Here is a 14,389-nt window from a genome sequence, read left to right as displayed (position 1 = left end):
CAAATCTATAAAGGGTTTAATATTTTTTCATAAATAATATCTTCTTCATCTTTATCATATATTAAATAATCAAATCCTTCATAAACCATTATTATTGGTGCACTAAGAGAAGGATTTTTGACTTTAGATATCCAAATTTCAGAAAACCGTGTATTTAAATATCTAACAAATGGTTTAATTTCAAAACTCTCACAAATACCGACTAAATTCAATTTAACATCTATTCCATTGATCGTAGAATTTAGAGAATGAACAAGTTCTAAGTAACTAATTGCATTTATTAATTGCCCATCTTTACATATGTACTCACTATTATTAACTCCATGGGTAAGAATAGTAATGTGATTGATACTAGTTAAATCTCTTCTATTTATTACATCAAAAAAATCATCTCGATTATCCACAGAAAAATGTAAATCAATTGGTTTTATTAATGCAATAGCATCTCTGTATATTTTCCTACTTCTCTCTTCAGATGTGAAGTAATCAATAAACAGGTTCATAATAGCCCCCCTTTAAATGCCTTTTGCAAAAGGCTATTAAACAACTCTTCTGACTTTTCTAAACTTTTTTGCACAATAGCTTTTTGTTCCTCAATTTGTGCAACTATTTTTGTGAATTGGTTTTGCAATTCTATTGGTGGATTAATGATAGGAAAATTTTCAAGATGGTCTTTGTTAAGCTGTCTTTTATCAATTCCTCCTACACATACACTCCTAATATGCCCTCTGTATTCTTTTGTTGTTAGTATATGTAAAACAAATTCATTGATAATGTCTTTTTTTAGCCTTATCAAATAAACATGACCATTGACATTCGCTTTATCATCCTCACCTAAATATATTGCTGCCCTACCTAGACTACTATTTTCAGTATTTATTCTTCCAGTCTTTGTCATTAAAATATCTTTATGCTTCAAACTACTTTTCATCATTTTGTCATGAGTAGCTTGATCTATAAAAGCTATATCTTCATAAACTAATCTATTTTTCCATACATTTTGACTTCTGAAAAATGTAATTCCTTCTTCAACATAAACTTCACTTCCTCCTTTTGGAGTGTTACCACTATGTATCTTAGTTGAAATTTCTTTTAACTTAATAACTTCCCAGCCTTTAGGATTATTCACAGGATCTCCAAACATATCCAAAAACAATGCTTGTTTAAGTTCATCATACTTTGCTAGCAATGCTTTGTCATTCTGTCTTAATTCATCTGCTGCATCGAGTATGTTGGCTATTTTTTGTTGTTGGGGTAATGGCGGGAGGGGAATTTGAATGCTTCTCAATATTTTAAGTGTTACAAATTTCTGCGTACCACCTTTGCTTTGTTTTTCTATTTGGGACGTAAATTCATTGGATTTTATATAATGAATAAAATATTTACTACTTAAGCTACTGTTTTTAAACTTGATTAACGCAACGTTTTTTATTGCAAATCTTGGCTCAAAATTGACAATGGCAAAATTTCCTATGGAACCAATCATAGAATACAAAATGTCTCCTTCATCTACTTTTGACCTTTTATTTATAGAATTATAATCAATTTCAGTGATGAAGTTTACGTTTTCAAAATCAACCCTCCCATCAATTAAATTTTTAGATGTTATCAATGGAAATCCATCATCAACATATTTGGGACTATCGTGAGTACCATCCCTAACATCTACAAGTTCATTTAGAGAATATCTTTTCAATTTATCCATTCAATAACTCTTCTAAAATTAGTAATTTCAATTTGTTCTCATTATGAAGCGTTTTAATATCTTCTATAATAATTGATGGTTGTGAATAAATAACTTCATTATAAACTACCTCTTTGTATCCTTTTATAGATAAATCCCATTCATTGGCTTTAATCTCTGCAAAAGGCACTAAGAAACTTTTATCAGTACGTAATCTGTTGGTTTCAGTGTTTAAATTATGGTAGCGTGTTACAATATCGGGTATGTCATTAGCTACTGTTTCTCTACGTTGGTCATCAAGGGTAAAACCATCTGCTTGCATGTCATAGAACCAAACGTTATCTGTACCACCCGTTCCTGTTTTTGTAAAAAACAATACTGCAGTACTTACTCCTGCATACGGTTTGAATACACCACTTGGCATAGAAATAACCGCATCGAGTTTGTGATTTTCAATAATTTCTTGTCTAATTTGTTTGTGAGCGTTAGAAGAACCAAACAAAACGCCATCAGGTACAATTACTGCACAACGACCTCCTGTTTTCAGCATACGAAGCATTAAACCTAAAAAGAGTAATTCGGTCTTTTTAGATTTTACTACTTTTAGAATAGAAGTTTCCACACCGTCATAATCCAAACTTCCCTTAAAAGGCGGATTTGCCAGTATCAGAGAGAATTGGTCTCTTATGTCTGCGTTACTTTCACTCAATGAATCTTTCCCAATCAGATTAGGGTTTTCTATCCCATGCAGTTGCAAATTCATAGCCCCAATACGCAACATGGTATTGTCAAATTCAATACCGGTAAACATATGCGTATTGTAATGCTCTCTGAAAGTCTTATCATGAAAATATTCGGGATGTTTCTCATGGAAATATTCACCTGCAGCAACCAAGAATCCTGCAGAACCCGCTGAAGGATCACAGATAGTATCTTCTTTGCTAGGCTGTACCATATCCACCATCATCTTGATAATGTGTCGTGGTGTTCTGAACTGACCGTTTCTTCCAGCAGTTGAAATTTTGGAAAGTAAGTATTCATATAAATCTCCTTTGGTATCCCTGTCTTCCATCTTAATTTTATCAATCATCTGCACCAATGGGTCAAGCAGTCTTGGAGTTGGAATCATAAAAGTGGCTCCGCTCATGTATTTGGCAAAAACTCCATTTTCGGCACCTACCTGTTTCATATGGTCGAAAACAGAAAGTCCTTCAACCATTGGTTTGGTAAACAAGTCAAACATTGCCTGTGGTTCATTGTTCTTAAAGGAACTCCATCGTAATTCTTTTTGCTCTTCGGTAAATATTGGATTAACAATAGACTTTTTAATCATAGCCGATTTCTTCTCTTCCTTCAACTGCGTTTCGTCTAATCTTCTTAAGAATAAAAGGTAAGTGAATTGTTCAATTACCGTTAGAGGATTTGACACTCCTCCAGTGGCAAAACTGTCCCATATTTTATCTACTTGCGATTTTAAATCTCCTGTTATCATTTATTATTATTGTGTTATTTCATTCAATTTAGAGGTAGTTTGATAAGGAACTTTTGCAGATGGAACTACTTTACAACTGTCAATTAGATGGGTATCTTGATCATCAAAAAATATTTGTGCTCCCATAGCTTTTAAAATCTTGTCCTTACTTAATCCTCCTAAAAAATATACTTCATCTACGTACACCCCCCATTTTCTTAATGTTTTAATGACTCTTTTGTGTGAAGGAGCATTTCTTGCTGTAACGATTGCTAGTCTTAACGGCGAATATTCTATTCGCATTGGCAAATGTTCTTGTATCTTAGATAATTTTATTAATAATTTTGCAAAAGGACCTTCAGCCAAAGCATCATCTTCATGTTCTTTTTCATATTTATGGAATGAATCCATTCCTTCCGTTTTATATCGATATTCCGATTCATCTGAAAACAAAACAGCATCTGCATCAAAGGCAATTTTCACTCTTGGATCCAATGATGAAAAGGCTTTTGGAGGATCATATATAAATGCAGCAGCACATTCATTAGAGTCAATAATAGTTTGAATATCGATTTGGTCTTTTGATAGAAACAAATCAATACCATACGCATCTATATATGGAGATAAAGGTTCTCCACCTGTAAAAGCCACTCTTGTTATGTCTAATTTATATTTTTCAATTGTGTTCAGTACTCGCATGCCTGTTTCAGGACTATTTCTTGACATCACCACAACTTCAACAATCTTTTCATCGGCAACTTTGTTTAATTCTAATAAACTTCTTACCAAATGAAAAGCCGTTCCTGCTTCTAAAAGTTCATCTTCATTTTTTAATTGATAATCTCTAAAGGCTTCAATTCCTAGTTCTTCAAAAATCTTATTTTCTTCTTCCAGATTGAATAAAGCCCTTGTCGAAACTCCCACTACTAATATTTTTGATAAATCTACTGGCATATATTTAGTTGCTTTATTCTTCTATTACATTTATTTCATTATCTAACTCCAGTGCCTTGATTGATTGTACCGCATTACCTGCAATACCGCGAATAGAACCGTGCATATTGATAGCGTTATTAATTACTTTGCTAATTTGTTTTTCTCGTTGTTTCCAAATGCTTTGCATGGCTCTTTTTTCTTTCACTAAATCATTTTGCATTTGGCTAAATCCTTCCACAATACCTTCCATTTGCAAATGAAATTGATTACTGGTTAGAAAATCATACAACATCGCCATTTTATCTCCTTTGTTTTCTTGGTTTTGCATCGCTTTACTTACACTTATTACTGACTCTCGTAAGACAGCACTTAACCCTTTGAATTCCTCGAAAGTACAAATCCAAATACCGTCTTTGAGTCCCAAACGGTCCATGCCAATAGGCAAGACTTCGGTAACCAAAACCCCTAAAGTAGCATTTTTTTCTCGAATATCATTCTTAAATTTTTCAATCCAAGTGTGTTGGAAAGCTTTTGTGCGCTTACTTTCATAGTAAATCGTGCCGCAATTTTGTAGTTCTCTGGTGTTTACAATCTGCAAACAATCGGCACCGATAGCTCCTTTTTTTATCTCATCGATGGTGTCTAATGGAAATTGAGAAGCCAACCAGTCTTCAATGGCTAATTCCAACACTTCACCTTGTAACTGCATAGAACCTTGTTCTTGCTTGCGTTTCATTTCCTCAGTCAATTTCTTTTGATCCTCTAATTGTTTTTGGAGCGCAGCAAATTTCAATTCATTTTTATCATCTTCTTGTTTACGGATTTTTTCACGTTCTACAGCTAGGGTTTCGTTTAATTGCTTTTGAGCGGCTGTTTCAATAGTATCCTTCAGCTCGAGTTTTTCGCGTTGTAGTTTAGCCACTTCGCCTTCCATTTTACTTAATTCTCGTAACTTTTCTGATTTTTCAGATAGTTCTTTTTCCATTTCCGTTACTCTGTCTTTGCTTTCCTCTTCCAGCTTCTTTTTTAACTTTTCTGTTATATCTTTTTCAGATACTTTTTTAGCTAGTTCTAAGCGTTCTGCAAATAGTTCGTTTTCCTGTTTTTTCTTGGCTTCAAAATCGGCTTTGGCTTTTTCTAACGCTTCGTTTTTGGTTGCTAATTCTTTAGCTTGTTGGTTTGCTTTTTGTTGGTATTCTTGTCTAATTTTATCTTCTAATTGATGTTTAAGAATATCATTCACATCGATAGAAGTTCCACAATTAGGGCATTGGATAGCAGTTTGCTCAGACATAATATTTACTTTTTATTGGTTTACTTTGTAAAGGTAAACTCGATGTGTGCGGTATATCTGCACAATTAATTATTTTCAATACTAATAGTATATAAAATAGGATGATTATTCATTTTTAAAATTTCAAATTGTATATCTAAACTGTTAGCATCTTCGACTCTTGCGTTACTATCTTTTAAATTCCAACCATGTTCTACACCAGCATCAGGTCTTATAATTATTTTATTTTCATCATTACTAAGTTCAAAATAACGGTAATGAGGAATTGAATCACTTAAAACATTTACAGTATCTAAATTCAATTCGTAAGCAATTGATTTTATATAACTATCTCTGGATTCACTATCTTTGAACTCATGGAAAATTTTATACGGTGTTCTTTCATTATAAAATTTTTGACCATAAAATGTGAAATTTTCTATTTCAAAATTTAAAACAACTTGTAGTCGATCCAAAAATTGTAACATTAATAGGCACCCAAAAGGTGTTTTTAAATAACGGTCAGAATATGAGATATTAAATTTTTTCCCATTCATTTTTGCTTTTAAATCTACCTTACTTTTTAGTTTTGCAAGTACTTCATCTGCTAAATTTACAGACTGTATCTTTAAAACTGTGTCAAGGTAGATCTCAAATACATTACCTGAATTTAAAAGTTTGTCTGTTTCAATTTTTTCCAAATTAGGTAATGCTTGCAAATTAATTTTATATAGCTCCCCATTATTTGTTTCTCCCCAATTTTTATTTAAGTCAAGGATTACTTGATCATTAACAAAATAGCTATAAATACTTCCATCTTGAAGTTGAGCCAAAGAAATCGCCTTAAATAGTGTCTTATCAGTACTCTTATTAACCCATAAACTAGACCACGCTGCAAGCTGAATTACCGTCATTAGCTCTTGATTATTAGCTATTATAGGATTGCCGTTAAGAACAATATTGATTTTTGTTTTGTTTTTTAAATTTTCTAAAAACAATTTACCATCTAAATCCCAATTTTGAATTGCAGGATTTACAAACAACCAAATTTCCTTAATTTTTGATGCGTAATTTAATTTGACTAATTCTTGTTTAATACCTCCCAACATTCTTTTAGCTAAGGGATAAATATTTATGATATCCTCCGGAATCTTGAAATCATTTATAGTTTTTAACCAATCTAATACTATATTTCTATCTAGTAGATTGATATGCCATTGGGTCTTTCTATCAATTAAACATTTGGTGCAGGCATTTTGGCATTCACATTCTAATTTATTGAGAGATTGTTTAAATATTTCATCTGCATATAAAAAGAATTGATTAGCGTATCCTGCACCGCCTTTCGTCGTGTCAAAAATGAAAATTGTATAATAATTGTCATATCGTTTGATCCCAAAATCCAGTTCATTTGCTTCAATGGCTAAATAACTTGCCAGTTCTTTCACGAAAGTTGAACCTAATGAATACAATAATGTTTCATTTTTCGAATAGGCGGTTTTCTCTCTAATTCTAATTTCGCAAAAATCTGTTTTAAATCTTCCCCCTAATATTACATTAGATTTTATTGCTGAAGGAGAAGAATTACCAGAACATGCAGTGTTGCCAGAATCGTCTTTTCCTCCTCTTAATCTTCTATGGTCATTAAGTTCCTCCAATGACAAACCTGTTTTACCACAGTGTAAACAAACATGGAAGCCATTACCATTACCTACATTGTAATACAATATTTCTCCGTCCTCTTCGCTTTCTCTAATATCATAAATATTATTGCTGTTTTGTTCCCAAGGTTTAACATTGATTAATAATGGATCCACATATTGAATTTTAGACGATTCTGATATTTTACGATTAGCCGTTTGATAAATATCCACAGCAAAACCAGCAGGTTGAATCATTTCCGTAAAATTGCTACGCAGATCTGTGTCGTTAAAATTAATCCCTCTAAAATTGTTATTATTGCAATGTGGACATTGTGTATCAATATTTTGTCCCTCTGCAACTTCTACAATTCTTTGATACCCACAAGAATTACATAATTGGATGATTTCTTTAGAGGATTGTGTTCCCCGGTTATCATCTAAAATAATCCCAGAAGAACGATAATTCATACCATCAATGACTATATTATTGCCTGGAGCGAACTCCGTTAATGCTCTTGTTATAAAGTAGGAGGGGTTTTCTCTTGAATTGCTATTCTTTTTATTTATTGCATCAATATTTCTTATATCAAATTCAACAACACCTGTAGGCAAACCAGCCGTTGGCAAAAAACCTTCCTGAGCTAAATATGATAAAGCGTTTTTATTAAGAAACTGAATAGATTGAATGTTTATGGATTTGAATGCAGGTGAATTTTTTCCAAATTCTGCTTCCATCTCCTTTAATTTATTTTCGAAACCTTCTTTTTTGTTTTTGGATTTATTTAGTATTTTATTAAAATTTAAAAAAACTTTGTTTAAAATATAATTGAAACTTTTATCTGCAAAACTAGTTTCTTTGGTTATACTTTTTACTTGATTTGAAAATGAGGCTGCCTCATTACCCAATAACCAACTGTTAAATTTGACAGCAATCGGTTCAACTTCATCAAAGAAAAAGCTATCAATTTTATCTGTAACTCTAATACCTTTTACTTCATCCGTTTGAACAAACTTACCCAAAAAAAAGGCATTGATATGTCTTTCTATTACTTGTGTGCTATTGAAAGAAATAAAAGGGGGGGCAATTTTATGTGTTAATGCCCAAGTAGGTTTACTAAAAGCATTCAATCCAATAGGATTTGGTGTGCAAACAGTAAAAGCCAGTGATTTACTTTCTTTTCTACGTCCAGCACGCCCAGCTCTTTGTAAATAATTTGCAGGACCAGGCGGTACATTATTCATCACAACAGTTGAGATACCGCCAATATCTACCCCCATTTCCATAGTGGTAGAACAGTTAAGAATATTAATCTCTGCTTTCTCAAATTTATCTTCTAGTTGTTTTAATCTCTTTTCATTTTGTTGAGCAGAATGTTCTCCAGACAAATACAAAGGTCTATTTAAAATTGTTTTTTCATGTATGTTATTCCATAATCCTTTTTCTTTCCAACCAATTGAATTTTCCACAATCCATTTTTTAGTGGCTTCTAAGTCTAATTCATTATGTTCATTTCTATTAAACGGAAATTGAAATTTTGGAAATGAGTAAGGTTGCGTTTGCTTTATTTCAAAATGTCTAATATTGTCTTCAGTAAACGAACCAGATATCCATGGAGAAAAACCTCTAAATTGAGCGTCTATTAAACGTCTTTTTACTGGGCATAGCCACAATTTGTCAGGTAATTGAAATCTAGTTTTTTCTTCAAGATTAAGTTTAAAGCCATTATCATCAGCAGTTAAAATTCTTGCTTTTATGGTTCTCCAAATTTGCATCAAAAGGTTGTTAATGTCCTCCTCAATTTCTTTTGTTATTTCTGACCTATCATGAAACCCCAATCCAGCACATAATAATAGTGACATTCTATTTGGACGAACTTCATTTCTACTGTAAGCAGGCCATTTTTTGGCGTTTGTAATATTAGAATCTAAATCATGAATTTGAAAACTTTTTAGAAATGATGTAGAATAAGGGTAAATAGAATTATCTAAAAAGAAATAAAATTGATTTCTGATAATATAATCCAAACCAATTTTTAACAAACTTTTCCATTCTTCATTTGTTATATTATATTGCTCCGCAATTTTAGGTAATTGAACATTGTCCAAATCAGGATAAACCAAACTAACCATTCCTAGATTTTCTAAGGAACGTTCACGGGGTAATCTTCTAGCAAAATTATCGAAAAGTAATGCTCTTGAATATTTTTCAATATTAACATCATTACCCTCTCGAGGATTATTGTTTTTGAATAATGTTTTTAAATCAGACTTAGGATTTATAAATTCATATAATTGTTTCCATGATAATCTCACTTTTGCATTGCTTTTCTGTGCTGTGGCTTTTATTTTATCAATGCTTTCCTCTATGATTTTTTTTAGTAAAGGATTTTTTTGAAGTAATAATTGTTCTTCCAGTTCTTTTAAATCAGCAGAATCAAATGTACGATCCAGAGTAGTATTTAATTGTTCTGTACAAATTAAATGGAATATTTGGGAACGTATCCAATTGTTCTCATTATCAATGTTTATTAGCGCAGATATTTTGGCCGTTCCTTGTCGGCTGTCTGTAAACGATATGTATTTATGCCCATCCCAAAGCATTTCTGTTCTTAATTCATTCGCGCCTGGTGTATTTTCAAGAAATACATCTGATAAAATTCTGTTCATAAAAGAAGAAGAAATTCTAAAATGCAAAGGATTTTCCAGATTACTTGAACAATGGGGGCAAACACATTCACCATCACGATCCGCCTCTATAAATTCATTTTGATTTCTGTTTATTTTACCATTATTATCAATACCAAAATCAATCGTATTAGCCACATATCTTTTGCTGTTGTTTCTTTTTGTAAAGAAAAATGATTGTGAGGGAGAACAAGTATTTTCGTCTTCATCATTGTCTATATCATCAACAATAAAATTGTCTTGATTAATTGATGTCGACAATTTTAAAAATTCATAACCTTTATCTATTTGCTTTTCAGCCTTAAGTAATTCATTACCGCATGAACGGCATGCAATCAATTCAAACATTGGGAAATTACAATGTGAACAGTTTTTTTCAGCATAGGTTGTCATAGTCCCCATTAAACTTTTGGCTTCAAAATTTTTATGCTTATCACAATTAGGATTTGAACAAACATAAACACCACCGATGCCACGAGAAAATAGGTGGGCTCTTAATGGTAAAATAGAAATATCATTAAGCTTATTTTCGACTATACTGTCTACAACTTTTAATTTTTGGTCAAATGAACTATCCTTGGTAATAAAACTGTTTGTTATTTCAGACAAAGTAATGGCATCTGAATTGTAAACTTTCTTTCTTAATAGTTCTATTTCTGTTTTACTTTGAATTTTAAAATCATCAGGCAGCTCTTTAAATTCTCTTTTCCCAGTAATCACTTCAATTTGATGTTTTTCAATACCACAAAGATTAGCCATGAAATCCTTTAAACTATTTTCACTTTCTGGTCCACTTCCTACTGTAGCTGAAGTTATTGCGAAACGTAAGTCTTTTACATCAACTTCAAAAGCATCAATAACTCTTCTTATCAACAAAGCCATTTCAGAAGCTGCTGAACCTACCAATGTATGTGCCTCATCTAATAAAATCCAACGCAATTTCCCTTTTGAATTTTCTAAGAGAGAAACGTCTTTATCTCTAACCAAGATATATTCTAACATGGAGGGATTAGTGAAAAGAATTTGTGGAGGAGTTTCTCTAATATCTTTTCTATCAATCAATTCAGGGCGCGCTTCGCTTCTTTGTTTTGCAGGAGTATTTCCATCTGGAGTATTTCCATTATATACTGCATAAGTTAAGCCATCAAGCGCTTTAACCCATGCATCCATTCTCTTTTTCTGACTACCAATTAATGCATTTAAAGGATATAAGAATATGGCTCTTATACCTGGTTCATCTTGACAGTTCTCATACAAATCCTGTAAAACGGGCAACATAAAACATTCAGTTTTACCTGAGCCTGTTCCTGTTGTAACGGCAATAGACTTTTTTTCTTTTAAAAGGGCATTCCAACTTCTAATTTGATGTTCATATGGATTTCTATTTTTAGGAAACTCATATTCACCTTTAATTTTATCTAGTTTGCTGATAAATTTGTTATCAAATAAATTAGATAGATCCCCAAAAGTTTCTTTTGCAGGTGTCCAAGGGAAAGTATTTTGAAAAACTGGTTCGGCTAACAATTTTTCTTCTTCAAACAAATTTGTTAAATAGTCTTGAAATTGAGCGTCCCCCGTTGCCCAAAGTGATAAAATAGAATCTTTTAACCTTTCTTGAATTTCGCTATATATTTTTGTAAATTTAATTTCTTGGCTCATATATTAGTTTAATTTAAATAATAAATTAATGATTCTTCATACCACTTTTTATCAAGGTCTTCTACATACCTAATTCTTCTTCTGAAATTATCCCCATTGACATGCCAAAGACCTGTATTAATACCCGAAATAGATGATGCAACCGTTAAAGGTGCAATAACAAGAATATTAACTTGATTATTCCATTGTTTTTGCGGAATAGGTTTAACATATTTATTTCTATCTTTTTCTATTTCATAAGAAGGTAGTTGATTTAATACCCTTTCACCTAAACGTTCTCTAACATTGTTCAATTCTGCATGAAAAACAAAATTGTTGTTTTTACCATTTTGTAGTAGACAAACTTTAAGCATATTCCAATTCAAACTAAACATAATGGCAATAGCTCCATAAGTATCTGGATAAATTTGACAGATATTCTCCCAATCAGATAGTTTAACCCAATGGAAAGAGAATCCTAAGTCATTTTCTAATTCAATAAAATCATTTCCTGAAAATTTGTATTCACCAGAATCAAATTTTAACGATAAAAAAGTAAATGCCTTTGCTGCTAATTCGGATGATGTTGTAATTGCTTTTATAATATCAAATGTTGCAAAAGGCAGATCATTTTCTTTACATAAATAATAATAAACCCAAAACTTGTTCCATATATCACAACTAAAATCTTCTGTTAAAAGCAGCTTTGAATAGTTCATTATTCGAATATTTCTATCCTCAATTGTAGTTAATTCATTTTCGGGATTAACTGAGATAAACTCGGGTTTAATTTTGAATTTTGAATTTTTATCAGAGAAGAGAATAAATTTATTGACGTTAGTTGTATTAATTGAATAAAAGTCTGAATCTTTTTTTATTTCGATCTTATCGATATACTCTAAATCACAATCTATTGGTAAAGCATACACACTGCTTGAAATATCTACACTTTCGATTTCAGTAAATTTTATAACATTTTCAGAATTTATTTCCCATTTTATTGTTTCAGAAAACTGCTTGATACTATAACTTTTAATTGTTTTGCTTCTTCTATTCGGGAGAATTTCACAAATATCCATTTTTAAGAAATTATCAGAATCGATAATATTAAAAAGTTGAAATAGTGATTTAAAAGTATCATAAAACTCAAATAAAGGTTTTATATTTCTTTTAATCTTTTTTGATATTATAATTTCATGATTTTTATTATTCGAAATTCTTACTTCGTACTCTTTACTGTGAGAATTTGTAATTAATCGCCAACCTTTTATTTTATCCAAATATATTTCATCTTCCTCAATGATATTTTCATTTTGGTCAACCAAAAGAACACCTTGAAAAGGTGATTGAACATTAGCAATTAAACCGAAACTTTGATTATTAACTCTAATTCTAGTTTTAATTGAAGCAGGAAATTTGGCGGGATTTATTATAATAAAATTAATTTTATTTTGGTTTATGTTAAAATCAAAAAATTCAGATTTATATATTTCCAAAATAAAAGAATTGTTATTAACAGTTAATTGAGGATTATTATGATCTGAACAACTCAACAAACATAAATTACCAATATTAAAAACTCTATCAAATTCATTAATCCCATCATGAGATATTTTGACATCTAAAGTTCCTAATTCTAATGCAGTGTTTTTTGAATTCCAATTATTTTTATTAACTGACTTCCATTCTATATTCGGATTATTTATCCTTTGTCCATTCTTGTCGTAAACAAGTATTCTTAAACTATCTTTTACAACGTTTAAGTTTCCTTTGACTAACCAGTTTGGTTTTTCACATAGTATTGTCCATTCAAATATGTTCTCCGTATTTGTTTTGAATTTTATTGTATTACCATCAGGCTTCTTTAATTTGATTTCATTTTGAAATTTTATAATAGAGAAAGCTTTACTATTTATCTCTATTACTATTTTTTCTTCAAAATTTCCATCTATTGAAAAAGCATCATTTGATAATACGTAACCATAATTATTATTTGTGTGTCTAGATTTTTCTAAAACAAAATTTTCATTATTACCTGATGCCCATAATGTTGGAAAATCCAAGTTTAATCTGGAATAGAGTAAATGATTAGCATAATAAATTTTGTCAGAACTATCAATTACATAAATTTCAGTATCAAAATCTTCTTTAAAACTGACAAAATCTTTAAACTGGATTACTTTGTATGTTTCATTATTTCTTTTTATCATCTTAGCAATTAAATCTACACCAACGAATAATTTATATTCATTATGAAAATCATCAATTTGATCATCTAAAATGTAATTCAGTTCTTCAAATCCTATTTTTGAAGTAATAATAGTACTGAGAAAAAAAGTTTTGCTTTTGGAATTAAAATTCCATTTAAATTTAATAGCATTATTTTTTTTTCTAACCTTATCTCTTTCAATAATTAACTCCTCGGTAATTTGTTTTAAATATGCATTAGTTCTAAAACTTAACAGTTCATTTTCATCATTATCTAATACGGCACGAACAATTTCGAGGCAACTACTATAAATAATTTCATTTTGACTAGACTTAGGAAGAAAACTAGTTAATTCAGTATTAGAAGAAAAATCTTCAATTGAGCTAGGGTTTAAATGGATAATTTTTAAAAGAAAATCCCTGTACTTACCGCTATTATTTTGTATATGTTTTAACGGAAGGCCACCTTGCAATAATAAGGTTTTGAGGTAATGAGTATTTTGAATTTTAATCCATTTATAATTTAAAAGATTTCCACCTTTTTTTGCTGACTCATAAAAGTCATTAACATCAAAACACAAATTTTGTGAACCTAATGAATTATAAATTTCATCTTTTGATGGATATCCACCATTGAAAATTCTTTTCCACCATTCTGCAAAATAGATTGCACAATCCCTTGAGTCAAGTTCAGAAAAACGTTGAACAATTTTAAATCGCTCTTTTAGTTGATTAAACTCTAAATCAGAAATAGAATATTTCCACACTGGCTGACCTGAATGAAATTCAAGCTTTCGTGTTTTTAAGATTTTGTAAAATTCGCTCATATATTTCAATTTTCATCAAATCTA

Annotated in this window: 7 protein-coding genes; all 7 read right to left on the bottom strand. The window is 30.8% G+C overall.

What is annotated here, in order from left to right:
* Window positions 1-5: 5 nt before the first annotated feature.
* Window positions 6-503: a hypothetical protein gene (locus HQN62_RS09365; protein WP_173504152.1), complete on the bottom strand. Its 498-nt coding sequence runs from the start codon at window positions 501-503 to the stop codon at window positions 6-8.
* The gene (locus HQN62_RS09360) at window positions 500-1,705 is read right to left on the bottom strand and encodes a restriction endonuclease subunit S (protein ID WP_173504151.1); all 1,206 of its coding nucleotides are present in this window, start codon (window positions 1,703-1,705) and stop codon (window positions 500-502) included. The genes HQN62_RS09365 and HQN62_RS09360 overlap by 4 nt, the downstream gene beginning before the upstream one ends.
* Window positions 1,698-3,176 carry a type I restriction-modification system subunit M gene (locus HQN62_RS09355; RefSeq protein ID WP_173504150.1) on the bottom strand — a complete coding sequence of 493 codons (1,479 nt, stop codon included), beginning with the start codon at window positions 3,174-3,176 and terminating at the stop codon, window positions 1,698-1,700. Before HQN62_RS09355 ends, HQN62_RS09360 begins: the two co-directional genes overlap by 8 nt.
* Window positions 3,177-3,182: 6 nt before the next feature.
* Window positions 3,183-4,109 carry a 5'-nucleotidase gene (locus tag HQN62_RS09350; RefSeq protein WP_173504149.1) on the bottom strand — a complete coding sequence of 309 codons (927 nt, stop codon included), beginning with the start codon at window positions 4,107-4,109 and terminating at the stop codon, window positions 3,183-3,185.
* A gap of 13 nt (window positions 4,110-4,122) precedes the next feature.
* Window positions 4,123-5,385: a DUF2130 domain-containing protein gene (locus tag HQN62_RS09345; protein ID WP_173504148.1), complete on the bottom strand. Its 1,263-nt coding sequence runs from the start codon at window positions 5,383-5,385 to the stop codon at window positions 4,123-4,125.
* A gap of 65 nt (window positions 5,386-5,450) precedes the next feature.
* Window positions 5,451-11,351 carry a DEAD/DEAH box helicase gene (locus tag HQN62_RS09340; protein WP_173504147.1) on the bottom strand — a complete coding sequence of 1,967 codons (5,901 nt, stop codon included), beginning with the start codon at window positions 11,349-11,351 and terminating at the stop codon, window positions 5,451-5,453.
* An 8-nt stretch (window positions 11,352-11,359) separates the two neighbouring features.
* Window positions 11,360-14,365: a hypothetical protein gene (locus HQN62_RS09335; RefSeq protein ID WP_173504146.1), complete on the bottom strand. Its 3,006-nt coding sequence runs from the start codon at window positions 14,363-14,365 to the stop codon at window positions 11,360-11,362.
* Window positions 14,366-14,389 lie beyond the last annotated feature (24 nt).

This window comes from Flavobacterium sp. M31R6 (genome assembly GCF_013284035.1).
In the GTDB taxonomy this organism is placed as follows: domain Bacteria; phylum Bacteroidota; class Bacteroidia; order Flavobacteriales; family Flavobacteriaceae; genus Flavobacterium.
This window is presented reverse-complemented; position numbering and strand designations above follow the sequence as displayed.

What these genes read in the sequence shown, in the direction of transcription:
- HQN62_RS09355 (WP_173504150.1), bottom strand. Translation starts at nt 3,176, where the DNA reads ATGATAACAGGAGATTTAAAATCGCAAGTAGATAAAATATGGGACAGT.
- HQN62_RS09340 (WP_173504147.1), bottom strand. Translation starts at nt 11,351, where the DNA reads ATGAGCCAAGAAATTAAATTTACAAAAATATATAGCGAAATTCAAGAA.
- HQN62_RS09335 (WP_173504146.1), bottom strand. Translation starts at nt 14,365, where the DNA reads ATGAGCGAATTTTACAAAATCTTAAAAACACGAAAGCTTGAATTTCAT.
- HQN62_RS09345 (WP_173504148.1), bottom strand. Translation starts at nt 5,385, where the DNA reads ATGTCTGAGCAAACTGCTATCCAATGCCCTAATTGTGGAACTTCTATC.
- HQN62_RS09365 (WP_173504152.1), bottom strand. Translation starts at nt 503, where the DNA reads ATGAACCTGTTTATTGATTACTTCACATCTGAAGAGAGAAGTAGGAAA.
- HQN62_RS09360 (WP_173504151.1), bottom strand. Translation starts at nt 1,705, where the DNA reads ATGGATAAATTGAAAAGATATTCTCTAAATGAACTTGTAGATGTTAGG.
- HQN62_RS09350 (WP_173504149.1), bottom strand. Translation starts at nt 4,109, where the DNA reads ATGCCAGTAGATTTATCAAAAATATTAGTAGTGGGAGTTTCGACAAGG.